Source organism: Acidobacteriota bacterium, from assembly GCA_040752915.1.
GTDB lineage: Bacteria > Acidobacteriota > UBA4820 > UBA4820 > DSQY01 > JBFLVU01.
On sequence record JBFMHB010000028.1, the window covers coordinates 1 to 25998 of the forward strand.

At 67.3% G+C, this 25998-nt stretch carries 23 protein-coding genes; 1 reads left to right on the forward strand and 22 read right to left on the reverse strand.

The features are described from left to right. Positions 1-105: 105 nt before the first annotated feature. From AB1824_06865 to AB1824_06915, 11 genes are all read right to left on the reverse strand, one after another. The gene (locus AB1824_06865; GenBank protein ID MEW5764682.1) at positions 106-1230 is read right to left on the reverse strand and encodes a GGDEF domain-containing protein; all 1125 of its coding nucleotides are present in this window, start codon (positions 1228-1230) and stop codon (positions 106-108) included. Between the two features lie 114 nt (positions 1231-1344). Then, on the reverse strand, positions 1345-2367 hold the full coding sequence (gene cydB, locus AB1824_06870) for a cytochrome d ubiquinol oxidase subunit II (protein ID MEW5764683.1): 1023 nt from the start codon (positions 2365-2367) through the stop codon (positions 1345-1347). After that, positions 2364-3716 (reverse strand): cytochrome ubiquinol oxidase subunit I, encoded by a 1353-nt coding sequence (locus AB1824_06875; GenBank protein MEW5764684.1) that lies wholly within the window; start codon positions 3714-3716, stop codon positions 2364-2366. Before AB1824_06875 ends, cydB begins: the two co-directional genes overlap by 4 nt. 83 nt (positions 3717-3799) lie before the next feature. Beyond that, on the reverse strand, positions 3800-4279 hold the full coding sequence (locus AB1824_06880; protein MEW5764685.1) for an Rrf2 family transcriptional regulator: 480 nt from the start codon (positions 4277-4279) through the stop codon (positions 3800-3802). A 111-nt stretch (positions 4280-4390) separates the two neighbouring features. Beyond that, complete coding sequence (gene cls / locus AB1824_06885) at positions 4391-5854, reverse strand: cardiolipin synthase (protein MEW5764686.1); 1464 nt, start codon at positions 5852-5854, stop codon at positions 4391-4393. 55 nt (positions 5855-5909) lie between these two features. Next, positions 5910-8189: a glycine--tRNA ligase subunit beta gene (gene glyS / locus AB1824_06890; protein MEW5764687.1), complete on the reverse strand. Its 2280-nt coding sequence runs from the start codon at positions 8187-8189 to the stop codon at positions 5910-5912. Next, positions 8182-9051 (reverse strand): glycine--tRNA ligase subunit alpha, encoded by an 870-nt coding sequence (locus tag AB1824_06895; protein MEW5764688.1) that lies wholly within the window; start codon positions 9049-9051, stop codon positions 8182-8184. Before AB1824_06895 ends, glyS begins: the two co-directional genes overlap by 8 nt. 136 nt (positions 9052-9187) lie before the next feature. Continuing rightward, the gene (gene recO / locus AB1824_06900; protein ID MEW5764689.1) at positions 9188-9832 is read right to left on the reverse strand and encodes a DNA repair protein RecO; all 645 of its coding nucleotides are present in this window, start codon (positions 9830-9832) and stop codon (positions 9188-9190) included. Between the two features lie 40 nt (positions 9833-9872). Beyond that, the gene (locus tag AB1824_06905) at positions 9873-11078 is read right to left on the reverse strand and encodes an O-antigen ligase family protein (protein ID MEW5764690.1); all 1206 of its coding nucleotides are present in this window, start codon (positions 11076-11078) and stop codon (positions 9873-9875) included. Beyond that, entirely contained in the window at positions 11065-12198 is a 1134-nt protein-coding gene (locus AB1824_06910; GenBank protein ID MEW5764691.1) for a glycosyltransferase, read from the reverse strand. Before AB1824_06910 ends, AB1824_06905 begins: the two co-directional genes overlap by 14 nt. Positions 12199-12273: 75 nt before the next feature. Next, the gene (locus tag AB1824_06915; protein MEW5764692.1) at positions 12274-13416 is read right to left on the reverse strand and encodes a glycosyltransferase family 4 protein; all 1143 of its coding nucleotides are present in this window, start codon (positions 13414-13416) and stop codon (positions 12274-12276) included. 104 nt (positions 13417-13520) lie between these two features. Here AB1824_06915 and AB1824_06920 point away from each other — a divergent pair, with 104 nt between their 5' ends. Then, positions 13521-14228: an energy transducer TonB gene (locus AB1824_06920; protein MEW5764693.1), complete on the forward strand. Its 708-nt coding sequence runs from the start codon at positions 13521-13523 to the stop codon at positions 14226-14228. Here the strand turns inward: AB1824_06920 and AB1824_06925 are convergent. From AB1824_06925 to nrfD, 11 genes are all read right to left on the reverse strand, one after another. Continuing rightward, a complete protein-coding gene (locus tag AB1824_06925) occupies positions 14197-15966 on the reverse strand; it encodes a DUF389 domain-containing protein (GenBank protein ID MEW5764694.1) in 1770 nt (589 codons plus the stop codon). The genes AB1824_06920 and AB1824_06925 overlap by 32 nt on opposite strands. Positions 15967-16037: 71 nt before the next feature. Then, positions 16038-16913 (reverse strand): UbiA family prenyltransferase, encoded by an 876-nt coding sequence (locus AB1824_06930; GenBank protein MEW5764695.1) that lies wholly within the window; start codon positions 16911-16913, stop codon positions 16038-16040. 22 nt (positions 16914-16935) lie between these two features. Further along, the gene (coxB, locus tag AB1824_06935) at positions 16936-17892 is read right to left on the reverse strand and encodes a cytochrome c oxidase subunit II (GenBank protein MEW5764696.1); all 957 of its coding nucleotides are present in this window, start codon (positions 17890-17892) and stop codon (positions 16936-16938) included. A gap of 7 nt (positions 17893-17899) precedes the next feature. Next, positions 17900-18202 carry a cytochrome C oxidase subunit IV family protein gene (locus tag AB1824_06940; protein ID MEW5764697.1) on the reverse strand — a complete coding sequence of 101 codons (303 nt, stop codon included), beginning with the start codon at positions 18200-18202 and terminating at the stop codon, positions 17900-17902. A gap of 79 nt (positions 18203-18281) precedes the next feature. Beyond that, the gene (locus tag AB1824_06945; GenBank protein ID MEW5764698.1) at positions 18282-18893 is read right to left on the reverse strand and encodes a cytochrome c oxidase subunit 3 family protein; all 612 of its coding nucleotides are present in this window, start codon (positions 18891-18893) and stop codon (positions 18282-18284) included. After that, positions 18890-20518 (reverse strand): cbb3-type cytochrome c oxidase subunit I, encoded by a 1629-nt coding sequence (locus AB1824_06950; GenBank protein MEW5764699.1) that lies wholly within the window; start codon positions 20516-20518, stop codon positions 18890-18892. Before AB1824_06950 ends, AB1824_06945 begins: the two co-directional genes overlap by 4 nt. Then, on the reverse strand, positions 20515-21312 hold the full coding sequence (locus tag AB1824_06955; protein ID MEW5764700.1) for an SCO family protein: 798 nt from the start codon (positions 21310-21312) through the stop codon (positions 20515-20517). Before AB1824_06955 ends, AB1824_06950 begins: the two co-directional genes overlap by 4 nt. After that, a complete protein-coding gene (locus AB1824_06960) occupies positions 21309-22244 on the reverse strand; it encodes a cytochrome c (protein MEW5764701.1) in 936 nt (311 codons plus the stop codon). Before AB1824_06960 ends, AB1824_06955 begins: the two co-directional genes overlap by 4 nt. Beyond that, entirely contained in the window at positions 22241-23383 is a 1143-nt protein-coding gene (locus AB1824_06965) for a quinol:cytochrome C oxidoreductase (protein ID MEW5764702.1), read from the reverse strand. Before AB1824_06965 ends, AB1824_06960 begins: the two co-directional genes overlap by 4 nt. Then, positions 23380-24570, reverse strand: coding sequence for a quinol:electron acceptor oxidoreductase subunit ActD (locus tag AB1824_06970; GenBank protein MEW5764703.1), 1191 nt, complete (start codon positions 24568-24570; stop codon positions 23380-23382). The genes AB1824_06965 and AB1824_06970 overlap by 4 nt, the downstream gene beginning before the upstream one ends. Then, positions 24567-25949, reverse strand: coding sequence for an NrfD/PsrC family molybdoenzyme membrane anchor subunit (gene nrfD, locus AB1824_06975; protein ID MEW5764704.1), 1383 nt, complete (start codon positions 25947-25949; stop codon positions 24567-24569). The genes AB1824_06970 and nrfD overlap by 4 nt, the downstream gene beginning before the upstream one ends. Between the last annotated feature and the right edge of the window lie 49 nt (positions 25950-25998).

Consider the following 25998-nt stretch of genomic DNA (forward strand, 5'->3'; position numbering starts at 1 on the left):
TTCGCGGGGGCTGTCGGGGCAGCGGCGGGGCTGGGTTGGGGTGGTGGGGGGGCGGGGGGCCCGCCCTCCCCGCTTCTCGCAACCCCCCACCGAGGCCGCCCCTTCTCAGCCGGCGACGACTCGGTTGCGGCCTTCTTCCTTGGCGCGATACAGGGCCTTGTCGGCCCGGGAGATGGTCTCCTCGATGTCCCGTCCCGCCTCGTGCTCGGCGACCCCGAAGGAGAGGGTCACCGAGACGGACGTCTCTCCGTGGGCCCACGCGAATTGGGCCGCCCTCTCGCGGAGCATTTCGGCCACCTTCAGCGCTCCGTCTCCCGCGGTGCCGGGAAGGAGGAGGAGAAATTCCTCCCCGCCCCACCGGGCCACCACGTCCTGTCCCCGCACCGATCCTCGCAGCAGGGCCGCCAAGCCCCGAAGGATCTCGTCGCCCGCCCCGTGGCCGAAGGCGTCGTTCACGCTCTTGAAGTGGTCGATGTCGGCCAGAACGACCGAGAGGGGCTCGCGGGTGCGTCGGCTCCTCACCAGGGCCCCGTCGCAGGCCTCCAGAAAGCCGCGCCGGTTCTTCAGCCCCGTGAGGGAATCCGTGCGGGAGGCCTCCTCCTCCCGTCCGAAACGGTCGTTGAGGGAACGCGCCGATGCCAGGAACAGCACGATGAACCCGAGGGCGGGAAGCCCGCTCGGCAGGGGGGCGATGCGCAGTTCCTGGAGGATGTCGCCCACCAGGCACAGGGTGAGTACCACGAATCCCTTGGCCACCATCCCCGATTCGCGGTCGCCCTCGCGCGAGGCGGCGAAGGCCCGGACCATGGCCCAAACCAGAAGCCAGAAGCAGCCGAGAAGGACGGCCGGAAAGAGAGGCGGGAGAAGGAGCGCGGACACGGGGGCCAGGGCGAGCACGAAGGTCTGAAGGACCCTCGCGAGCCGGCCCTTCGGATCGCGGTTCAGCGAGTAGACGAGTTCGAAGAGGAAACAGGTGGCGAGCGCGACTCCGAGCGTGTTCAGGGCGCCCAGCCATGTTCCCCCGAGGTCCATCCACCTCCTGCCGGCCATGCCGGTGAGGTCCACCACCAAGGCCGAGGCGCTGGCCCCGGCCAGCCAGAGGTGGGCGAGGCGGTCCCGGCGCCTCAGCCACAGGTCCAGGTGGATGACGCCGAAGAAGAAATAGACACCCGCGGCGAAGGCGTCCCATAGCTCGATGGGTTCGAGCACCGCGGCTCCCGCGACGGCCATGATCGGCTCCACCCTTCCCTCTCGGGGAGGCCATTCTACACCGGAATGCGGCGGGGCGGGCCGAAGCCCGCCCCGCTTGCGAGGGTCCAGGACCGCCGGAGACCCCGGCGAGGTTCAATAGGATTGGGCGTCCAGCTTCACTTTCCCCCTAAACACCCAGTAGATGCTGGCCGTATACGCGAGCACCAGGGGCACGCCGATGAGCGCGATGACGAGCATGATGCCCAGCGTCTTCTGCGAGGAGGCCGCGTTGTAGATCGTGAGGCTGAGATCGGGATTCGGATTCGAGTACACCAGGTTCGGGAGCATGCCGAGCCCGAAGAGGGCCATGAGGGCCGCCATCGCCGCGCAGGAGGAGAGGAACGCGTAAAAGTCCCGCCCGTGGTAGATCTCCCTGGGTATGTTGGCCACGGCCAGCATGTTCGCCAGGGCCACCACGAAGAGGCCCGGGTGGTCCTTGAAGATGGCCACCATGTGGGGCACGTACAGAAGGGTGGCCATGGTCGTGGTGGCGTAGCAGATGATGAAGAAGATGATCGTGTTGTTGATCCAGGACCGCACCTTGTCGTGGAGGGCGCCCTCGGTCTTCAACGTCAGGTAGATGGAGCCGTGCATCATGAAGAGGGCCACGGTGGTGACGCCCACGAGAAGCGCGTAGGGATGGAGAAGGCCAAGGAAGGTCCCTGCGAATTCGTGGTCCGGAGCCAGCGGAATTCCCCAGGCGACGTTTCCGAGGGCCACGCCGAGGAGGAGAGCGGAGAGGATGCTGGACACGCTGAAGGAGACGTCCCACATTTGCCGCCACCATCCCATGGGCTGCTTGCTCCGGAACTCGATGGCCACGGCCCGGAAGATGAGCCCGAAGAGAAGCAGGACCAGGGCCAGGTAGAAGCCGGAGAAGATCGTGGCGTACACGTGGGGGAAGGCGGCGAAGAGCGCGCCCCCGCCGGTGACGAGCCAGACCTCGTTGCCGTCCCACACGGGGCCGATGGAATTGATGGCGAGCCGGCGCTCCTCGTCGGTCTTCGTGAACAGGTGCAGAGCGCCGACGCCCAGGTCGAAGCCATCGAGGATGGCGTAGCCGGTGAGGAGCACGCCCACCAGGACGTACCAGACGACGTTCAGATCGAGGTTCATGCCCGGTGCCCCCCCTTCTCGGGCCCTGCCTCCACGGGGCCCTCCTTGATCTTGTGGTCCAGGAGGTAGATGAACAGGACGAACAGGAGAACGTACACGAGCGTGAAGAGGAGGAGGGAAGTGAGGGTCTCTCCGGCGGACACGACCTTCGAGAGCCCCTCGCTCGTCCTCAGGAGCCCCTGGACGATCCACGGCTGGCGCCCCACCTCCGCGGACATCCAGCCGAGCTGGTTCGCCAGGTGCGGAAGAACCACGGCGGCCACCCAGCCCCAGAGGAGCCACCTCGTCTCGAAGAGCTTGCCGCGCCACCAGTACAGGGCGGACGCGAGGCTGAGGAGGAGGATCGCCATCCCGATGGCGACCATGGCGTGGTAGCTCTGGAAGACGAGGTTCACGGGGGGGCGGTCTTCCGGACGAAAGGCCCTCAGGCCCGTCACCGGCGCGCCCGAGTTCCCGTGAAGGAGGAGGCTGAGGAGTCCGGGCACGGCCACGCCGAACTTGACCTTTTCCTCCTTCTCGTCCACCCAGCCGAAGAGGGTCAGCGGAGCCCCTGCAGAGGTTTCGGGATAAAGCCCCTCGAAGGCGGCCAGCTTGGCGGGCTGGTGCTCGGCCACGACCTGGGCGCTCGAATGGCCCGACACGAGCTGCGCCAGGGACGCCGCGATGGCCACGGCCAGGGCGATCCGCATGGAGGCCTTGGCGAACTCGACGTGTCGCTTCTTCAACAGGTAGAAAGCAGAGACGGACAGGACGAAGAAGGATCCCGTCAGGAGGGCGCCGAGGAGCACGTGGACGAGCCGGTCCACCGTGGAGGGGTTGAAGACGACCTGCCAGAAGTCCGTGACCTCCGCGCGGGCCATGGCCCCTTCGCCCACGATGTGGAATCCGGCGGGCGTCTGCTGCCAGGAATTGGCGACGATGATCCAAACGGCGCTGAACATGGAGCCGAGGGAGACCATGACCGTGGAGAAGAAGTGCATCCGGGGGCTCACCTTGTCCCATCCGAAGAGGAGGATGGCGAGAAACCCGGATTCGAGAAAGAAGGCGAAGATGCCCTCGGCCGCCAGGGCGCTGCCGAAGACGTCGCCCACGTAGCGGGAATACGTGGACCAGTTCGTGCCGAACTGGAACTCCATGACGATTCCCGAGGCCACCCCCACGGCGAAGATGAGCCCGAAGACCCGCACCCAGAAGCGCGTCATGGCGTGGTAGAGGGGCTTCTTCGTCTTCAGGTACATCCCCTCCATGACCACGAGCAGGAGCCCCAGCCCGATGGTCATGGGAGGGAAGATGTAGTGGAAGGCGATGGTCCATGCGAACTGGATCCGTGCCAACAACAGTGCATCCATTCACACCTCCCCTAAAAGCAAACCATCCAGCCCTTCGCAGGGGGCCGTCCTTCGATCCCGCTTGGCGCCCCGGCGGCGCCGCTTCACGATTTCGCCTCCTTGGCGCCTCGGCGTCCCTTGCCAGACGGGGGCGGCCCCCCTGACGCGGATTTCGGGGTCATGGAGGCGGCCAGATCCGAGAAGCGGATCTTGCCCAGGGCCGAGGCCAACTGGCGGCTGGCCCGGCACCACGCCCGCTGGACGGGGCATAGGTCCGAAAGGGGGCAATCCCCAGGGTTCACCACGCAGCCGTTGAGGGCCACCTGCCCCTCCATGGCCTCCACGACCTCCCGGAGGCTGACCTTTCGGGCCGGCCGCGCGAGGGCGATTCCACCGCCGCTCCCCCTGGCCGTCCGGAGGATGCCCGCCGAAGACAAGCGGCTCACGATCCGGCGGATGAGGACCGGGGGGATGAGGCGCTTGCGCGCGATCTCGCCGGCCGTCACGCGGGCGCCGGGCTCGAGGCTCGCCAGGTGGAGGACGATCCGCGCCGCGTAGTCCGTCTGCCTTCCGATTCCGATCATGGCCTCCCCCAAGGCGAATGTTACCTATTTAGTAATATTACTCCCGTCTCCTCCTTTGTCAAGGCCCCCCGGATCCGGAGCCGCGGCTGACCTCCTCCAATCCCGATCCTTCTAAAGAAGGGGGCTGAGGAGGTTCATGGCTGCCTCCTGCAGTTGTTGAAGGCGCCCTGTCCGGCGCACGTCGGCCCCCGTTACCTCGCGGCTGGCCCCGAGGTCACCCACAAACGCGTTCGACAGGGCCGCGTTTAGGGGCCGGTTCTGCACGAAGCAACTCACCTCGAAATTCAGCCGGAAGGACCGGTTGTCCAGGTTGGCGCTCCCCACCACGGAGAGTTCGTCGTCGAAGAGCCAGAGCTTCGTGTGAAGGACCGAGGGCAGGTATTCGAAGATGCGGATGCCCGACTCCAGAAGGGCCGGGTAGTAGGAGCGCCCCGCGATCTGGGCGAGCCGGACGTCCGAGATCGCCGGAACGAGCACGCGCACGTCCACCCCCCGGTACACCGCGGTCCGCAGGGCCGTCTGAATCGCCTGGTCGGGAGCCAGGTAGGGCGTGCAGATCCAGATGCGTTTCCGGGCCTGGGTGGCGGCCACGAAGAAGGCGTCGTGGGTCGCGTTGTACGCGGCGTCGGGGCCGCCCGCGATGAGGCGGCAGACGGCGTCGGTCTTCCCCGCGAGGGCCTGGGTGGGAACGAAGTCCTTTTCCACCAGGGCCCTCCCCGTGGCGAAGCACCAGTCGTCGGCGAAAATCTCCTGGAGGTGGGCCACCACGGGACCTTCCAGGAGAAGCCCCAGGTCCCTCCAGTGGCGGGTGTACTCCTCCCCGATGTTCAGCCCGCCCGCGTACGCCCTGACCCCGTCGGCGATGAGGATCTTCCGATGGTTCCGGAAGTTGATGGAGAGCGATCGCCGGAGAAACCTCGTGGGCGCGAAGGGCTCGACGCGCCCCCCCGCCCGACGAAGGGGGTCCATGAACCGTCCCAGGGCCCTCGAACTTCCCAGGGCGTCGAGCAGGACGCGCACCTGCACCCCGCTCCTCGCTCGCGACGCGAGGAGGTCTCGAAACTTCGCCCCCACGGCGTCGGCCTGCCACGTATAGAAGAGGAGGTGGAGGTGATGGCGCGCCCCGGCGATGGCCTCCTCCAGGGCCGCGTAGGTGGCCTCCCCGTCCTGGAACGCCTCGACCCGCCGGGCGGCCACCGCCGGAAAGACCCCCGCCTCCTGGCCCAGGGGGAGCCGGCGCAGGGGCAGGAGGGTATCGAGCCCTTCCGCCTGCCCTGTTTCCACTTCAGGCCTCAGGTTGGCGAATCCTTCGCGGATCTCGAAATGGGCCCTTGAGCGCCGCCTCCGCTTCCGCTTCAGGTGGCTCCGTCCGATGAGCCACCAGGCCAATACTCCGAGGATGGGCGCGGCGATGAGGCCCAGGGTCCAGGCCAGCGCCGCCAGGGGCTGTCCCCGCCGCTGGAGGAGAACCGACGGGATCGTGAACAGGGCCAGGACCTCCGCGAGAAACAGAAGGGCCGTCCACCCCGTCAGGTCCCAACCCAAGTTGTAGAACAGGTTGGTCAGCGGCTGCACGGCAAGGTCCCTCCCTGGGCTCCCGTCCCGGCCTCCGCGTCCGAACGGTCTTCCGTCAGCGGTTCTCCCTCGGAACGATCTGGGAGAAGTCCGCTACCCTGTCGAAAAGAGCCACAAGCCCACGCAAGAGCGCAAGACGGTTGTTCTGCAGGGCCGTCCGAGCGGGGTCCTTTCCGTCGGGGTCGCACATGACGAGCACGTCGTCGAAGAAGCGGTCCACGGCCGGCCGCACCGTGGCGAGCCGCTGGAGGCCCTCGGCGTAGCGTCTCTGTTCAAACAGCTCCTCGGCCTCCTGCCTCACGGCCTCCACGGCCTCGTGCAGGGCCCGTTCCCCCGCGCCCTCCTTCTCCTCGGGAGGCAGGAAAAGAGAGGGATCGAGGTCCACCTCGGGCATTCCCTTCAGGATGTTCTTGGCGCGCTTGAAGGCCACCGCCAGGTGGTCGAAATCCTCGGGATACTGCCGGCGCACGGTGTGGACCGCCTCCAGGCGGGCGCGCATGTCCAGAAGGTCCGAGAGGCCCTGGGAAAGGACCGCGTTCAACTCGTCGTAGGAGGGCGCGCCTTTGGCCTCGGCGACGCCTTTTCCCTCCCACGAGTATCGCGCCCGTTCCAGGATGAAATCCTCCAGCGACGCGGCGCAGTCCGGCGCGTGAGAACGCAGGAAGGCGCTCAGATCGAAGCGCAGGCCCGAATGCCCCCCCGCGAACAGCCCGGGGTCCCCCAACATGGAGACCACCTGGTTCGCCGCCCGCCTCAGGCCGAAGGGGTCCTTGGAGCCCGTGGGCGCCAGGCCGATGGAAAAGAACTGGACGAGGGTGTCCAGCTTGTCCGCCAGGGCCACCACGACGCTGAGGTGAGGATGGGCGCTGCCGGGCTGCGGGAGGGGCTCGCCGTAGTGTTCGCCGATGGCGCGGGCCACGGCGGGATCTTCCCCCTGGGCCTGGGCGTAGAGTCCGCCCGCCACGCCCTGGAGGGAGGTGAACTCCTTCTCCTGGACGAGGAGGGAAGCGAGGTCGCCCTTGCACAGGAGGGCGGCCCGGCCGGCCAGGTCGGGGTCCTCTTGGAAGGTCGGGGCCAGCTCGCGAGCCAGGACCTCCATCCGGAGGGCCTTGTCGTAGTACGTCCCAAGTTTCGGGTGGTAGACGATTCCCTTGAGATCGTTGAGCCGCTCCGCCAGGGGCACCTTCTTGTCCTGGTCGTAGAAGAACTTCGCGTCCTTCAGGCGGGAGACCGTGACGTTCTCGTTTCCCCTTCGGACAAGCCCCGTCGGGTCTGAGGGCCCGTCCAGGACGGCGAGAAAGAAGGGGCGCAGCGCCAGCCCCTCCTCCGTCTGGGGAACGCCCGCCAGAGGATCGTTCGGATCGCTCGTCGCGTAAACGGCAAAGGACTTCTGGTGCTCCTTCAGGCACGTGGAAAGGACCGGCTCGGGCAGGGACAGGAAGGCCTCGGGGATGCTCCCGCGAAAGGCCGTCGGGTGCTCGCAGGTGAAGACGAGGGTTTCCAGCAACCCGCCGAACAACACGCTTTCCGACGGGTTGTCGCGATGAACGCTCCAGACGCCGCCGACGGCGGCGGCCAGCTCATCGAGTTCCTTCCTGATCTTGTTCTTGCGCTCCACGGGGTCGGAAAGGACGTGCTGGTTCCTCATGACATCGAAATAGGCCTTCGCGGACGGAACCTCGACCCGGTCCGTTCCGTGGATCCGGTGGCCCCGGCTCGTGCGCCCCGCCTCGATCCCCTTGATCGTCAGGCGGACGACCTGATCGTCGAGAAGGGCCACGACCCACCGAACGGGCCTCACGAAGACCTCGGTCCCCTCCCCCCACCGCATAGCCTTGGGAAGGTAGAGGGCGTCCACCGCACGCGGGACGACCTCCGCCAGGACCTCGGCGGCGGACCGCCCCGGCACATGGCGCACGAAACCCACGCAGGGGCCCTTGAGACCCGCGACTTCCTTCAGGTCCCCCATGGCGACGCCCTGCTTTCGGGCAAAGCCCTCGGCGGCCCTGGTCCAGGCTCCGGAGGCGTCCCGAGCCGCCGAGAGGGGCGGCCCCGCCACCGTCTCTTCGCGGTCCGACTGCCGGAGCGGCAGTCCTTCGAGGAGGAACCCGATCCGCCGGGGCGCGGCAAGAAGCGTCATCCCCGGCATGAGGCGCCAGGCGGGGTTGCCGGGGATGAAGGCGAACATGGGCTCACGAGGGGGGCCATCGGCGGCGCTGGTCATCCCCTCCTTCTCGAGGGCCTCGGACACGTTGTGGCCCAGGTTGACGGCCAGGTCCCAGACCATCCCCGCCGGAATCTCCTCGGTGCCGATCTCCAGGAGAAAGTCAGCCACGGACCGCCTCCTTCTCTCCCTCCGTGTGCTGGAGGTAGGCCTCGGCGCAGGCGCAGGCCAGCCGCCTCACGCGCTTGATGTAATCGGCCCGGGCCGCCACGGAAATGGCCCCGCGGGCGTCCAGGATGTTGAAGGCGTGGCTGGCCTTGAGGCAGAAATCGTAGGCCGGGAGGTAGAGCCCCGCCTCCACGAGCCGACGGCTCTCCGTTTCGAACTCCTCGAACCACCGCGCCGTGAGGTCCGTCCGCGCCTGCTCGAAGTCGAAGACCGAGAACTGGCGCTCGGCCTCGCGGCGCATGTCCCCGTAAGTGAACCGCTCGTTCCAGGGGAGGTCGTAGATGTCTCCGATGCCGTTGAGGAACATGCAGAGGCGCTCGATTCCGTAAGTGATCTCCACGGTCACGGGCTTCAATTCGAATCCGCCCGCCTGCTGGAAGTACGTGAACTGGGTGATCTCGGTCCCGTCCAGCATGACCTGCCAGCCCACGCCCCAGGCCCCCAGGGTGGGCGCCTCCCAGTTGTCCTCCTCGAATTTCAGGTCGTGGTCTTTCAGGACGATGCCGAAGGCTTCCAGGCTCCTGAGGTACCGCTCCTGAATGTCGTCGGGGCTGGGCTTCATGATGACCTGGAACTGGTAGTGCTTCTCCACGCGCTGGGGGTTCTCGCCGTAGCGCCCGTCCCTCGGGCGACGGCACGGCTCCACGTAGGCGCTGGCGTAGGGCTTTGGCCCCAGGACCCTCAGGAAGGTCTCGGGGTTCATGGTCCCCGCGCCCTTCTCGAGGTCGTAGGGCTCGGCGATGAGGCAGCCCTCGCCAGCCCAGAAGTGCTTCATTCTCTCGATGAGGTCTTGAATGGTGAGCAAGGCATCCTCCGGATGGGTGACGAAGCCGCATTGTACACCAACGAGGCTCCGGCGCGACCCAACGGGGCCGGGGACGGGGGCGGATTCGCCTCCCTTCTTAGCATCTCGCGCCTTGCTCCTCCTCTCCTCCCCGCGATCACCGCCCCCGAAACGAGGGGGCGGACCGCAGGGGCGCGCCGAGGTAGTCCGTGACCCCCCCCTCCAGCCTCCGCGCCAGACGGACGACGACGGAGGGGGAAACGGACAGTCCCGCGAGCGCGCCGGGAGCGTTCCGCAGGCAGGCCGAACGAAGCCGCTCCTCCTCTCCCCCCAGCTCGGAAGAAGGCTTCGGGCGGGCGAGATGGCCGTGGAGGCGCGAGAACCACAGGACGAAGTAGAGCCACGCCAGCGCCGGATCGAGCCCCTCCCGAAGGGGATCCATCAGGGCCTCCACGAGCCGGAAGGTCTCTTCCTCGGGGCTCTGGGCCGGCAGCCCCCGCTCCAGGATTTCGCACATCCCCAGGAGGACCTCCGCCCTCGGCCAGTCCTCGAAGAGGTCCATGGCGCCGGCCAGGACTTCGGCGCGGCGGACCTGCCCGAGGTCCCTTCCCTCGCGCAGGAAGACCTCCACCTGGATTTTCGTCATGGGTTCGAGGGACCCCCGGCCTCCGCTCCGGGTCTTCCGAGCGCCCCGGGCCACGGCGCGGAGGAGCCCGTGGTCGCGCATGAACAGGCTCACGATCCACGAGGATTCCGTGTACGCGTGACGGACGAGAACGAAGGCTTCGCCGCTCAGGAGCATGGTCCCACCGTGACCGCGCCGCCCGGCCTGGCCCCGACGCTCAGGGGCCCTTCTCCGGATCGCCCGGGGCGGGCCCGCCCCGTCCCAGAGCAAGGCCCACGAGGAAGAACAGCAACGTGGCCACCTCCGCGTCCCCTCCGTTGAATTCGAACACCCCGCCCACCAGGAAGGTCGTCAGGGCCGCCGTGGCGCCGATGCGGAGACTCGTTTCCGGCTGGCGAGCGATCTCTCGAAAGGCGGAGACGAAAAAGGCCAGCAGGAGGAGGAGGCCGACGGTTCCCGTCTGGACGGCGGTCATGATGTACAGGTTGTGGCAGTGGCTGCGGGACCGAAAGCCCTCGTGGTCGGGGTAATGGATGTTGCCGGCGTAGGGGGCCTTGAACGGGCCCGCCGCGCTTTCGTAGGCGTTGGGCCCCCACCCGGCGACGGGCCTCTCCTTCCACATGTCCAGGCCGGACTTCCAGAGGTAGAGCCGTTCCACGTTGCTCGCGTTGTCCGGGTCCCACAGGCTCGCCACCCGACGCCTCAGCCCGTCGGGGCCGGCGGCCACGAGAATCGCGCCCGCGAGGGCGGCGGCCAGGGCGGCTCCGGCCACAACTTTCCATCCCTTCCTCCAAAGCAGGAGGATGGCCGAGGGAAGGAGCCCGACCCAGTAGGTCCGGGCCAGGCTCGTGACCAGCCCCACTCCCGCCGCCGCCGAGCCCACCCACCAGGCCCAGCGGCGCCCCCGGCCGTACAGGGCCAGCGCGCCGGCCACCAGGACCACGGTGGCCATGACCCCCGCGTAGGTGAGGTGGTGGGAAAAAAAGCCGTGGGCGTTGACGGTTCCCGCCGCCGCCTTGGAAACGAGCAAGTCACGCCGGAAATCCGTGCCGAGGAAGAAGGCCGCCAGGCTCACCGGAACCGTCAGGGCCGCCGACAGGGTCAGGAATCCGGCCCATTTTGGAAAGGCCTCCCTCCGGGCGATGGCCGGAAGGGATGCACCCACGAAAAAAGCGATCCAGGCCCAGGAATCCAGGATCCCCCGCAGAGCCACCGAGCGGAACGGGCTGAGGAGGGCCGACACCACCTGCCACAGGAGGAAGGAGGCGAGAAGCCAGGCGGCGGGGCTCGGGCGAAAGCGGCCCCGGATCGCCCTCCAGAGGAAGAAGAGGGTCAGCGCGCCCAGGGAGGCGTTGGTCACGGCCACGCCGAGGGGGGAGGACGCGGCGAGCAGATAATAAAAAAACAGCTCAACGGACCCCACGGAAGGCCTCCCATCTGGACTCGATGAAGCGCCGCATCTCCTCCACGAACCTCGGCCGGCCGAAACGCGCGGCGTGGGCGACGCAAACCGACGGGTCGAACCGCATGTGAACCCTCTCGAAGAGGGACAGGGCCTCGGCCAGGGATTCCGCCGAGGGCTCTGTGAAAAAGAGCCCCGTGGCCGCTCCGTACTCTTCGCCTTCGGGAGGAACCACCGTTTCCAGCGCGCCCCCTCGACCGTACGCGATGACCGGGGTCCCGGAGGCCTGGGCCTCCACCGGGGTGATCCCGAAATCCTCCTCTCCGCAAAAGAGGAGGGCCTTGGCCCGGGCCAGCTCGCGGGACACGTCGGCGTCGGGCAGGCGTCCCAGGAACTCCACCGTGGGGCCGGCGAGGCGTCTGAGCCGTCCCAGTTCGGGGCCCTCGCCGATCACCCGAAGGGGCAGTCCCAGGCGGGTGCAGGTGACCACGGCCAGATCCATCCGCTTGTACGCCACCATCCTCCCCACGGCGAGGTAGTGATCCCCTCTCCGGCTTTCGGGAGAGAAGCGGTCCACGTCCACCGGCGGGTGGATGACCGCCGCCTCGCGCCCGTAGATGCGCCGGATTCTGCGGGCCACGTGGGCGGAATTGGCCACATAGTGATCCACCCTGGAGGCCGCCGCGGCATCCCAGATCCGGAGGTAGTGAAGGACGGCCCGCGCGGCGTGGGCCCTGGGTCCCCAGGTGAGACCGGCCATCCTGAGATAGGGATGGTACAGGTCCCAGGCGTAACGGACGGGCGTGTGGCAGTAGCAGACGTGGAGGCTGTCCGACCGGACGAGGGCCCCGTGGGCCACGCTGTGCGAGAAGGAGACCACGACCTCCGCTCCCGAGAGGTCCAGTTGCTCGATCGCATACGGGTACAAGGCGAGGAAGGTCCGGTACCGGCTCTTGAAGATCGGCCGGTTGAGAAAGGTCGTGTGGATGGGCCGGGTGGAAATGGCCGAATCCTCGAACTGGCGGGGGTCATAGAAGAGCGTGTGGAGGGGGGCGTTGGGGTAGGCCTCGCAGAGTGCTTCGAGACACCTCTCCGCGCCGCCGAAATCCACGAGCCAGTCCTGAACGAACGCCAGCTTCATGCCCTATTCCCCCCCGGCTCCCGGGGCCCTCCGGCTGGGCTCAGGCTCGCCCGCCGACCCCGGAGCCCGTTCGTTTCACTCCCCGAAACACAGGGCCAGAACCTCCGCCAGCTGCTTCGCCGGATGGAACTCGCTCTCCACCCGGGCCCGCCCCCGCTCCCCCATGGCGGACCGGAGGCCCGGATCCGCCAGGAGCCTCTCCACGGCATCCCGCAGCGAAGCGGCGTTCTTGTCCGCGAGAAATCCCGTCACGTTGTGGTCGACGATTTCCACGAGCCCGCCGCTGCGCGTCGCGACGACGGGAAGCCCCCTCGCCATCCCTTCCACCGCCACCAGGCCGAAGGGCTCGTCCCAGAGGGAAGGAACCACCAGGACGTCGAGGGAGTCGAGAAACGGGATGGCCTCCACCATCCGGCCCGCGATCCGGATCCGTTCCGCGCGCGGCGACGCGGCCGCCATTCTGACCACGCGGGCCTCCTCCTCGGGATCCTCGAAATCCGCCCCGCCGCCCACGAGAAGCCGCAAAGCCGGGTGCCGCTCCAAGAGGGGGGCAAGGGCCTCCAGAAAGAGGGACTGCCCTTTGGTGCGGGAGATCCTTCCCAGGACACCCACGGCCACGTCACCGGGGTTCAACCCCATCGCTTCACGGGAGCGCCGACGCTCCGAGGGGGCCTCCAGGAACCGGGGGCTCACCCAGTAGTGGATCTTGACGCCCTTCGCCCCGCAGTCCTTCGCGAAGGGGTGAGCCACCGCCCCGGAGCAGAACACGATCTTCCGGACCTCCTTTTGCCGCAGGCACCACCGGATCAGCCGGTGCTCGAACCCCCCGGTGAAGATGAGGTGGAGCGCGAGCACCACGGGAGGCCCTCCCCCACGGGCGGCGAGCACGGCGGGGAGAAACGCCCGGGGAGCGTTGGCGTAGAGAAGATCCGCGGGTTCCTCGGACAGGGTCGCGCGAAGGGCTCTGGCCGCCCGCCAGGCATGGAAGGGATAGGCGGCTTTTTCGGCCAGCGGCTTCCTGCCGGGCGTCATGGCCGGGAGGGGCAAGGGGTGGACCGGGAACCCCTCCTCCCGCAATCGGGCCTCCGCGGCTCCCTGCCCAGGCAGAAAGACCCGAACCGAATGCCCCGCCTCCCTCATGGCGAGGGCCAGATCCATCAGGATCCTTTGGCCCCCGCCGAGGCCCGCATACTGGTCCAGCAGAACGACGCGCGCCATGGGTCTGAGTGTACCCTCCGGGGATTCAAAAGCGAAGTCCCGGCGGTGGAACTTCCGGATCAGAGGATGGTCCAAGTCCGCAGACGGCAAGAATGGAGGCCACCATGTTCGAGCACGTATTCTCACCCCCGATCGCTCCCTCCCCGCTCCGGCGGACCGCCCTGCCCGCGGCCATCGCCCTGCAGACCGCGATGGGGATGCTCCTTGTGGCCCATGCCCTCTTCGGCCCCGAACGCCTCGCCCCTCCCATCACCCTCACCTTCTGGGCGGCGCCCCCCGCCCTGGAGCCCCCGCCTGCCCGGCGCACCGAGGCGTCCACGTCCTCTTCCGCCGCCCGCACACCCACGAGGCCCCGCGGCATGGAGGCGCCGAACGAGGTCCCCGCCGGACCTCCCGACGCCTCCGCCCCGAACGACGAAGGACCCGGTCACACGGGGGACGGTGGAGTTCCGGGCGGCGCCGACAAGGCCCCGGACGATGGACCGGGGCGCGACCCGCTCCCTGTCCAGAACCCGCCATCCATTCTGGAGACCTGGCAGGTCCATCTTCCCAAGCCCGTCTACCAGCCCTCGCCCGAATTCCCGCGAGCGGCCGCCGCCATGCATCTGGAGGGGCGCGTCGTCCTGCAACTGGTGGTGGACGAAACGGGTGCCGTCCGGGAGGCGAAGGTGGTCCAATCCACCAACCCCATCTTCGACGCCGCCGCGGTGGAGGCGGTCCGAAGGTGGAAGTACACGCGCCCCATCGACGCCCGGAGCGGGTCCGCCGTCGCCTGCTATCTCACCGTGGTCGTGAACTTTCGCTCCCGGTGACGGGAGTCGGCCGGACGACATCCCCGGCGTCCCCCCTGTACACAAGGCGGAATTCGAGAATGGGTGCGGTCCCCTCTGCGGGCTCCAAGATTCGCTCCGTCGGTTCCAGGAATCCGCCCGGAAGGGCGACGCCGGACAATTCGTCGAGAACCCGCCTGGCGGCCTCCCGGAGTTCCGCCTGGGTTCGGGCCCCCAGCCCGCGGGGAAGCGCGAGCCCAGGAGCCACGCTCAAGGGAACGCCGGCTTCGTCGATTCGGGCGGTCGCCTCCGCCAACCACGTGCTCAGATCCGAAGCCCCGGGAAAGGGCCGGAGGATCAAGGACGGCAACGTGGAGGAGAAACAAGAGATCTGGATGGAATCGGAGGGAACGGCCAGGAGGGCCGCCGCGCCCCGCCTCAGCACTTCCGCCGCTTCCTGCCCGAGGCGCCTTCCGGACAGATACCGAACCTGGATGCGCGGCCGGATCGGGCCCGGCGGCGCCACAACCGCGGCTCCAAGAAAGGTTCCCGCCGATTCCCCCGGCCATAGCGATGCGAGCCTCGCGACCTCCCCGGAGTCCAACGCGCGGACCATCTCTCCAAACCGGCTCGTACTCGCGCCTGCCGCCGGAGTCTCCTTGAAGGCGGCGCGGCTTGCAACCTCCGTGTACGTAACACGAATCGGACCGTCCAGTCGGCCTTCGAGGTATTTCTCCACCTCCCGGACGCTGGCTTCGACGGGGGTTGCGCCGGCGAGCAGGACCAGGTGGAGGCTGGGCGTTTCCTGCCCGGCGGAGACGGTTCGGGAGAGAATCGTCACGCCGGGAAGGAACCGGTCCACGGCCTTCGCCGCTTCGCGCTTGAGGGTGATCTCCCTCTTCACCTGCTTGAGCCCGCTGTTGAGGGGAAAGAGCAGAATGAGCACGGCCACCGCGGAAACGAGGACCCGATTGCCGAGCCCGCCCACCTTCCGAAACCTCTCGGTCAGGGCCATGCTGTCCAGCCAAGCGTGAACCCGCCTGCCCTTTTCCCTCTCGGCGACGAACGCGCGGATCTCGGAGGTCTCCTCCGACGTCGCCATGCCGATCGAGAGAAACACCAGGAGAGACGCGAAGACGATGGCGGCCAGGTTGGTGAAGAACAGAATCATGGCCCCGGCGAACACGTCCCGCCGCCATCCGGCCCCTAGCCCCCATCCTGCCGTACACAGGGGAGGGACCAGGGCCACGGCGATCGCCACGCCCGGTAGGACGGTCCCTCCTCCGGCCGACGGCAGCCTCGCGGCGGACACGGCGGCGATCAGGCCGCACAGGAGGGCAATACCCAGATCCAGGGGGTTGGGCCGGGTGCGCGCGAGGATTTCGAGGGTGGTTTCCTGAAAGGGCAGAAGGACCGCGACAAGGGCCGAGACCCCGAGGGACGCTGCGACGGACACCAGGCAGGCCCACGCGGAGCGAAAGCCCAGAAAGACGTCCCCGATGGCCAGGGCGAGCCCCAACGCCACGATGGGGATCATGAGCGGCGACAGGAGCATGGCTCCGATGATGACGGCCGGACTGTTCTGGGCAAGGCCCAGCGTCGCGATCCCGCAGGCGGAAAGCAGCGAGAGCCAGTAGAAGGGCTTTTTCAGGTCCGATTCCTCGAAGAGGAGTTCGTAGACCTCCGACCTCGTAGCCGTCGGCACTCCAAGCGCCTGGGAGAAGCGATCCGCCTGCGACTTGAGGAGCTCCACCAGCGGCCGGAAAGGATCCTGCGACATGAACACCTCCAAGAGCGCACCATCAACGTAGCACATCCGGCGGCGACTTCTTATGGGAAGGGGGAAACCGGTCAGCGAAGGGCCACGGAGAGGGAGCCGGGCCAGTAAGGCTCCGCCGCCAGGGCGGCCATCACGAGGAGCGCGAAGAGGTTCACGGCGGCGAAGGCCGCCCGGAACACACGGGGGGCCGGCCGGTCTCCCAGGAGGGGAAGAGAGCCGGCCGTGAGGGCCATCGCGGCGACGCCCAAGATCCAGACGGACGCCGGGGAGAGGACCGCGCCGAACAGGGGCAGGAGGAGGACCGAGGCGGCGGCGGTGGCGAGCCACACAAAAGTGAGCCGCGCCAGGCCCCTCTTCCCCAACAGTTTTTGAAGGGAAGGGTATCCCGCACGCTCGTACTCCTCTCCGTAGCGGTAGAGGAGCAGCCAGAAGTGGGGCACCTGCCAGAGGAAGAAAAAGAAGCAGAGGGAGGCCAGGCGGGCGTCGAGCAGGTCCGCTCCGGCGGCCGTCCAGCCGATGGCGGGAGGGATGGCGCCGATGACCGAACCCGGCACGACGGCGAAGGCCGAGAGGCGCTTGAGGGGCGTATAGACGGCGTTGTACCAGAATACGGCCCCCAGGCACAGGAACGCGGGCAAGACCCCGAAGACCTCCCATGTCAGGACGAGGCCCGCGGCGACCAGGGCGACGGCCAGAAGGAGGGCCGCGCTCTGGGAGATCCTCCCCGCCGGGATGGGGCGCCGGCGGGTCCGCTCCATGAGAGCGTCCAGGTCCCGCTCCTGCCACTCGTTCAGCGCCGAGGCGCCCATGGCCGCCAGGCACACGCCGGCGAAGAGGAACGCCAGGCCCATGCCGCCTCCCCCACCGGCCAGGAGGTAGACGGAGAGGGCCGACAGGGTGGAAGTCGCCGCGATGGGGACTTTCGTGAGAATCATCAGGTCGCGCATGGATTCACGGAGCCACCGGCTCTCACTTCAGCGTCTTCAGGTAGGCCACCACGTCATCGAGCTCCTTCTCCGAGAGAGGGCTCTCGGGCATGGCGGGCGGATAGCCCTTCACGATTTCCGCATTGGGCTCCTGGATGGCCTTGCGAAGGTAGGCCTCGTCCACCGTAATTTCACGCTCCACGCCCGCCGCTTCGACCCTGTCCTTTCGGCCGAAAGCTCCCTTGAAGGTGGGACCCACCGTGACGCTCCCGTCGAGGGAGTGGCAGGTCGTGCAGGAATGCGCCTGGAGGACCGCCAGGCCCGGATGCACGGCCTGGGCTGGTTCTGCGGTCGCGGAGGCCCGATAGCGGGCGCCTGGCGCCGGCGCGTCCTCGGGTCCGAAGTACCACGCCTTGAACTCCTCCTCGGGCACCACCACGACCTTGGAGAGCATGTAGGAATGGTCCACCCCGCAAATGACGGTGCATTCCACGTCGTAGGCGCCCACCTGGGTCGGCTCGAACCAGGTCGTGTTCACCTGGCCGGGAACGGCGTCCATCTTCAGCCGGAAGGCGGGGACGAAGAAGCCGTGGATCACGTCGGCGGACCGGATGTCCAACCGCAGGGGCCTCCCGAGCGCGGCGTACAGTTCGCTCGTCTGTTTCCCATTGGGGTAGGTGAAGGACCAGGACCATTGACGCGCCAGGACGTCCACGGCCATGGCGTCACGGGGGGGGTTCCGGGTGTAGGAGAACTCCGTCCACCCGTAATAAAACATGGCCAGGAAAAGGATCAGCGGGATGGCGGTCCAGGTGATTTCGAGCCACGCGTGGCCCTCGATGCTCTCGGCGCGGGGGTGCCGCTTCCGGTTGTACTTCCAGACGAAGTAGATCATCAGCCCCGTGATGAACACGAGGAAGAGAACCGACAAGACGAAGACGAAAAGGAAGACCGAGTCGACCTTTTCGGCGGAGGTCGCCGCCTGGTTCATCCAGCCCATGTCCGCCTCACCGGAAGGCCACGTCGGCGTAGGTCAGGCCGAAGAAGATGAGAAGGGTCCCCAGGGTCACGATGAGGACCCCCTTCAGGAGCGCTCGCTCGTACCTAAGGTGCATGAAGTAATAGAAAACGAGGGCCGCCTTGACGGGCGTGATGGTCAGGAGGCCGGCCACGGCCGCCCGCTGACCGAACCGGCTCAACAGGACGAGGAGCGCCGTGAGGGCGAGCAGGACGGCCCATACGGCCACGTACATTCCATAGCCGGGGCCGGCGTGCCCGTCCGATTCGCGGTGACTCGCGTAGTCGCTCATGGTCCCACCTTCGACGGTTCGACCGGCTCCCGCCGGATCCAATCCCATTCTCCCCGATCCGCCATCGCCGCGCCCTCCCTCACGCCGCCAAATAGAAGAGGGGCAGGAGGTAGATCCACACCACGTCCACGAGGTGCCAGTAGAGCCCCCCGTTTTCGAGAACCACCGGATTCCTCGCGCCGATCCGCCCCTTCGCGATCAGGATCGCCAGAACCGAAAGGACCGCCATGCCGGCGATCACGTGTGCGGCATGGAGGCCCGTCATGGAAAAGTAGAGGCCGAAGAACACCCTTTCCCCCGCCGGCAGGGAGGCCATGTGGTCCGAGTTGGGGTAGACGCCGTGGTGGAACTTGGCCGCCCATTCGAAGCCCTTGTTGACGAGAAAGAGCCCCCCCAGAGCCACGGTGGACCAGGTCAGGAGCAGGGACCGCTTCAGGTTCCCGCGGTGGGCCGCGGCCACGGCGAGGACCATGGTGAGGCTGCTCGTCAGCAGAACCGCGGTGTTCGCCACCCCGATGGGGATGCTCAAACTCCCCCCCGCGTGGTGGAACTCGTGGGGATACCGCGCCCTCATGTACGAATACGCGATGAAGAGGCCTCCAAAGAGGAGGATCTCCGTAACGAGGAAGAGCCACATTCCCAGCTTGGCCGCGAAGGGGTCGTGGTGCTCGCCGTGGGCGGGAGCGTTCATGGCCCCCCCTCCTTCCCGAAGGAGTAGGGCGGACCCGTCACCGTGGGGACGGTCTCAAAGTTCTCCTGGGGAGGCGGAGAAGGGATCTTCCACTCGAGGGTGACTCCCCCCCAGGGGTTGTCCTCGGCCTTGCGCCCGCGCAGGAGCGCCGCCACGAAGTTCCCGAAGAGGACCACGAGCCCCAGAACCAGGATCCAGGAGCCCACCGTGGCGACGAGGTGGCCCGTGTGGTACTGGGGCAGATGGTCGTAATACCTGCGCGGCATCCCCATGTAGCCCAGGATGAGCATGGTGAAGTACAGGAGGTTGAAGCCCACGAACAGCGGGATCCACGCCGCGTAGGCTACCTTTCGGTTGTAGTCCCTCCCGAACATCTTGGGAAACCAGTAAAGGAGGGCCGCGAAGAAGGCGAAGCCCGTTCCGCCGAACATGACGTAGTGGAAGTGGCCCACGATGAAGTAGGTGTCGTGGACGTGCTGGTTGATGGCCAGGGCCCCCTGCATGACGCCCGTGAGCCCCCCGATGCAGAAGAGGAAGATGAAGGTCAGGGCGTACAGGAGGGGCGGGCTCATCTCGATGGAGCCTTTGTAAAGCGTCGCCGTCCAGTTGAAGACCTTGATGGCGCTGGGGATGGCCACGATCATGGTGAGAAGGGAGAAGATCATGTTGCCGAAGGCGCTCATGCCCGAGGTGAACATGTGGTGGGCCCAGACCAGGGAGCCGAAGGCGGCGATGGAGAGCGAGGAATACGCGATGGCCCGATATCCGAAGATGGTCCTCCTGGCGAAGGTCGGCAGGATCTCGCTGATGGCGCCCATGGCGGGGAGGATCATGATGTAGACGGCCGGGTGGGAGTAGATCCAGAAGAGGTGCTGGTACAGGATCGGGTCGCCGCCCTTGGCCGGATCGAAGATCCCGATTCCGAAAAGCCGCTCGAGCATCACCAGGATGAAGGTGATCCCCAGGATGGGGGTGGCCAGAATCTGGATCCAGGAGGTGGCGTAGAGGGACCAGCAGAAGAGGGGCATGCGGTGCCACGTCATTCCGGGAGCCCGGAGCCGGTGGACCGTCGTGATGAAGTTGAGCCCCGTGAGGATGGAAGAGAAGCCCATGACCACGGCGGAGAAAACGGCCAGGGATACGTTCGTGCCCGATTTCATGCTGAAGGGGACGTAGAAGGTCCACCCCGTGTCGGGAGCGCCGGGCCCCGTGAAGAGGGAGAGAACGGCCAGGCACGCGCCGATGACGAGGCAGTACCACGAGGCGAGGTTGAGCCGGGGAAAGGCCACGTCCTTGGCGCCGATGAGGATCGGAAGGAAGAAGTTTCCGAAGACCGCCGAAAGTCCGGGGACCACGAACATGAAGATCATGATCACGCCGTGCACGGTGAAGAGCGCGTTGTAGGTCTGGGCCGACATGAGCGTCCGGCCCTCCGTCAACTGCTCCAGCCGCATGAAAACGCCCAGCGCGACCCCCACGAAGAAGAAGGCCACCATGGAGTACAGGTAGAGAATGCCCACCCTCTTGTGGTCCGTGGAAAGGACCCAGCCGAGGAGGCCCTTTCGGCCGGGAGCGTCCAGAAAGCCGGGCTGCGTGTGGACCAGCGGTTCCGCGAGCGTCGTCATGATGGGGCCCCTGCGGTCGAATCTCCGCGCCCTTTTCGCCGCAGGACCAAGACCGCGACGAAGGCCCCCGCCAGGACGAGGGTCGCCGCGCCCGCCAGGCGCGTCACGTTGAACACGTATCGCCTGCCGGCTGGGTCGTAGCTGTAGCAAAAGGCGAGGAGCTTGTTGATGGTCGGTTCGGCCTGCCCGCGCCGCGCCTCTTCGACGGCCATGGCCACGTCGGCGGGCAGGAAGGTCACTCCGTACATGTACCGCGTCACGCGTCCCTCGGGGGAAAGGAAGACGATCGCCCCCGGGTGGACGAACTGGTCCCCCTCCTGGCGAAATCGGAACCCCACGGAGTCGCACAGGGCCTTGGTGCTCTCCGCCGTGCCCGTGAGAAAGCGCCAGGCCGAGGGCGGGAAGGGGCGTTTCATCTGCTTGAGGTAGTTCTGCTTCTTTCGCAGGGCGATCTCGGGCGTGTCCGTCGGGTCGAAGCTCACCGTGACCACCTGGAAGTCCCGCCCGGGTTCGGCCCCGTCCAGGCGGTTGAGAAACTCCACGACGCCGTTGAGAAGGGGCGTGCAGATGCCCGCGCACCGAAAGTAGTTCAGCGTCAGGACCGTCGGCTTGTCCAGGATCTGCCGGAGCGTGACGTCCCGGCCCTCCTCGTCCTTCAGGGTCGCATCGAGGGCCGCCGAGCGCCCCAGGACCTCGACGATCCCCACGTCCCCCGCGGCCGCTTCGGACTCTTGAGCCGTCAAGACGAGGGGCGCCAGGAACAGGACCGCCGGTATCAGGAATCGAGCCATCATGACCGCTTCCCCCCTTCTCCCCCGCCCTTCTCGTCCCGGTCCACGGCGGCCAAGAGGGCCGCGTGGAGGATCGTCCATTCCTCGGCCGAACAGGCCGCGACGCGAGGCCGGAACCCGTTCTCCGGCACGGAGGGGAGAACGTGTTCCGCCAGGGCCGCCGGGCTTTTCCTCCAGGTTTGGGCGCCCTGCAGGGCCAGGGCCACCCTCGCCAGGTCCCACGCCTCCTCCCGCAGGATTTCGGCGCCCGGACCTTCGGCGCGAAGCGGCTCGGGCGGCCGGAATTCTTCTCGGAGCCGCGCCGCCGCGAGGGTCACCGGAATCTTGTTGGGAACTCGTTCGCCGGCCGTCGCGAACTGCCTGCCGAAGGCTTCGAGGGCTTCCGGAACGTCGCCGTGGGAAAACGAGCCGAGGCTTTGCACGTAGTGGACCAGGGCCATGCGGTCCTTGGCCGGGAGGTAGTCGTAGGCGCCCATGGAGGAGCCCGGAATCCCCTTCTCGAGGGTCCTGTAGATTTCAGGAATGCCCGGCCCGTTCTTCCAGCCCTGGGGGCTGGCGAAGTCCCTCGGAGGCGGGGCGAGGCCTTGGGCGGCGGGACCGTCCCCCCGGCCTTCGGGCCCGTGGCAGGACCGGCAATTCTGCTCGAAGAGCGCCCTGCCGCGGGCCAGGAGCGCGGGCGTGGCCGACAGGACCTCCTCCGGCCGCACGGGCGGCACGTCGTACCCCCTGGCCGGCGGGTACTCGGCTGGATCGAGCCACCCCGTCTCCCCCCCCACCACCGGCACGGCGGGAGCGGCGGCGGGCCGGTTCGCGTTCCGGAGGCCCGGAACCACGATCACGGCGAAGAGGCAGGCCAGGAGGATCACTCCGACCACGACCAGAAGGGCGGAGAGGAGTCGTCGCAATTCGGCCGCGTCCACGTACTGTTCGATCATAGGCGGAACTCCAGCCCCTCCTTGAGGAAGGGATCGCCTTCGGGCGCGTCCCGGCCCATGGCCATGGAGCGCCTCACCCACAGGAACCCCACCGAGACGAAAAAGATGGCAAAGGAGGCCTCGGGCCAGGAGAAGACCGGGCTCTTGAAGTTCGAGGGAAAGATCAGCCAGTAGAGGTCAAGCAGGTGCGCGAGGAGATAGAGGGCCGCGATCCGCTTCAGCGGGCCGTGCTCGCCCTTCTTTTCCCTCGGGATGAGGGCGAAGAACGGGATGACGAAGTGGACCATCGCCAGCCCGAGCACGACGAATTGCCATCCCGAGCCCGTGCGGTCCGCGTACCAGTAAACCTCCTCGGGAAGGTCGGCGTACCACATGAGCATGTACTGGGCGAACCCGATGTAGGACCAGAACACCGTGAAGGCGAAAAGGAAACCGCCCAGGTTGTAAAGGTGGTCCCGTCGAACCCCCCCGAGCCGTCCCCGTTCCAGAAGATGCACGGCGCCCAGAGCGGTGGCCGCCAGGCCCGAAAGGAACGACCCGGCGAAGACGTACACGCCGAAAATATCGCTGTACCAAGCCGGATCGAGGCTGGACAGCCAGTCGAAGGCCAGGAGGGTCACCGACAAGGCGTAGATGGCCATGAAGGCGGGCGCGAAGCGCCGGAACCGGACCGTCAGGGCCGGGTCGGCGGTGGCGTCCTGACGGAGCGAACCGCGCACGAGCACCCAGTAGGAAAGGACCCAGAGAGCCACGCACGCCACGAAGCGCGCCGAGAAGAACGGCGCGTTGAGCCACGCGTGCAGCTTGCCGACGACGAACGGATCGTGGTGGGCCTCCGGGCGCGTCCAGGGATAGAGGACGGGCAGAGAAAGGAGGGCCGCGGCCCCCAGCGCGGCGGCGAGGAACAGGAGCGAAGAAAGCCGTTCCGGCATTCTGCGCAGGGGCACGCTCCACCGGGCCCCGACGAGGTGTTCCAGGGCCACGAGGAACAGGGCTCCCAAGGCGAGCGTGGCGAAGAAGAGAAACCACAGGAGCCAATTCGACCAGAAGCGCTCGGGTGGGGAGAAGGACCAGGACGCGCCGACGCCCGCGGCACCGACGGCGGCGGAGGCGAGGAGCCACCTGGGAGAGCGAATCATGGCCGTCCTCCCCTTTCCAGGTCCTCGTCCGTCGCGTTCTGCGCCCTCTGCAGGACGCGCACGTAATGAACCACCGACCATCGGTCCTCCACGGAGAGGTGCGGCGCGTAGGAGGGCATGGCGTTCTTCCCCCGCACGATGGCGTCGTAAATCTTCCCGTCCGAAAGCTCCCGGATGGCCCGGGCCTGGAGATTCGCGGGCTTGGCGCCGTAGGACGCCGTGAGGGTGGGCACTCCGTCCCCCAGGACGCCGTGGCAAACGGCGCAATGCGTGCGGTAGGCCTTCTGGCCCCGATCGAGGACGGGCTCCGTTCGGGGAAGGGGGTTGGCCAGGCCGGCGGCCTCCTCCGGGGCGGCCGGAGAGTAAGGCAGAAATCCCCTCGCCACAGTACCCGAGGGCGGCGACTGCATGCCGCGCCCGTCCCGGAATAGGGCGCTGGGTTCCTGCGGGTCGAGCTTGGGTTGGTCTTCCATGTGCACCATCGGGGGAAGGACAGGGAACAACTTGACGGCCCAGTAGGTGGCGTACCCGGCCACGAGGCAGGCCGCCCCGACGGCGAAGAATCCCTTGAGCAGGTAATTTGCCGACCACGGCCCGGAAGGCTCCGGCGCCGGAAGGATTTCCACCTCCGTCGCTCCGGCCTCCTCCAGGGCCGCCCGGGCCTCCCGCGCGTCGAAGGCCCCACCATATGCCTCCAGAGAAAGGGCGAAGCGGTCGCGCGTGATCTTCCCGATGGAGGCCGAGGAGAGGATGGGGTGCCCGTAGAAGGGAAGCCGATTCATCAGCAGGAGCATTCCCAGGCCCGCCGTGAACGTGGCGAAGAGGACCATCACTTCGAAGAGGATCGGAATGAAGGCCTGCCAGGCCATGGGGGCCTTTCCGCCCACGACGATGGGGTAGTCGATCCCCGTGGCCCACATTTGGAAGAGGAAGGCCGAGACGGCGCCGATGAACCCCATGACGAGCACCATCCCCGCCAGGGGGGAGCGCCGATGGCCCAGGGCCGCGTCGAGCCCGTGCACGGGATAGGGGGTGTAGGCTTCCAGGCGGCCCAGTCCCTTGTCCCTCAGGCCCTGGGCGGCCGCCAGGATGTCTTCCGCGGTCTCGAAGAGCCCCAGCACCGCGAAGGCTTTCCCACCCGGTTCAGCCGCGGTTTCCGCCGTCACCATCCGCTCTCCGCCCGTCATGGCGCACCGTGCCTTCCCGGCTGGGCTCCGGGGAGTACCATCTTCACCTCCGTCGTGGCGATGACCGGAAGGACGCGGGCGAAGACAAGCACCAGGGTGAAGAACAGCCCAAGGGATCCGAAGAGGATCCCGAAATCGACCAGCGTGGGCTTGTAGACGTGCCAGGAGGAGGGAAGGTAGTCCTGGTGGAGGGAGATGACGATGATGACAAACCGCTCGAACCACATGCCCACGGTCACCGCCACCGAGACGAAGATCATCCAGAAGTAGCTTCGTCGCGCCCTTCTGAACCAGAGGATCTGGGGGATGAGCACGTTGCAGCAGATGGTGAGGAGGCCCGCCCACCCGTACGTGCCTCCCACGTACTGCCTGAAGACGTGGTGGAGGTAAGGGTTCATGGAGTACCAGGCCGTGAAGCCCTCCATGAGGTAGGAGTAGGCCATGAGGCAAGACATCCCCAGGATAACCTTGTTCATGACCTCCAGGTGAAAATCGGTGATGAGGTTCTTGAGGTTCATCGTCTCGCGCACCACCACCAGGACGATCACGACCATGGCAAAGCCCGCGAAGATGGCCCCGGCGACGAAGTAGGGCGGGAAGATCGTCATGTGCCAGCCCGGAACCAGCGAGACGGCGAAGTCGAAGGAAACCACGCTGTGCACCGACAGCACGAGCCCCGTGGCGAGCCCCGCGAGGAGCAGGTAGGCCTTTTCGTAATGGGACCAGTGGCTCGCGGCCCCGCGCCATCCCAGGGAGAGGACCGTGTAGATCTTCCTCCGGAAAGGGCTCTGGGTGCGGTCACGCATGGAGGCCAGGTCGGGGATGAGGCCCAGGTACCAGAACATGAGGGACACGGAGAAGTAGGTGCTGACCGCGAAGACGTCCCAGAGGAGGGGGGACCGGAAGTTCGTCCAGAGTGCGCGCTGATTCGGATACGGGAAGAGCCAGAAGGCGAGCCAGGGACGTCCCACGTGAATCAGCGGGAAGAGCCCCGCGCACATGACCGCGAAAATGGTCATGGCCTCGGCGAACCGCGCGATGGCGTTCCTCCAGGTCTTACGGAAGAGGAACAGGATGGCCGAGATGAGCGTTCCCGCGTGGCCGATGCCCACCCAGAAGACGAAGTTGATGATATCGAAGGCCCAGAAGACCGGGCGGTTGTTGCCCCAGACGCCGATCCCCGTGCAGATGGTGTAGCCGATGAGGGCCAGCCCCACCGTCATGAGGGAGGCCGTGAAGGCCAGGGCGAGGAACCACTTTCGCGGCGGCTTCGTCTCGGGAAACCGCAGGACCTGCTCGTCGAGCGAGGCGGGCGTCACGGCCCCGTCCGTCAGGGGCGGCGTCCTCAGGGCTTCGGGGACCGCGGCGTCCGCCCTCATGGCGTCTCCTCCCAGGGCGACCCTCCAACGGAATCAAGCGGCCCTCGCG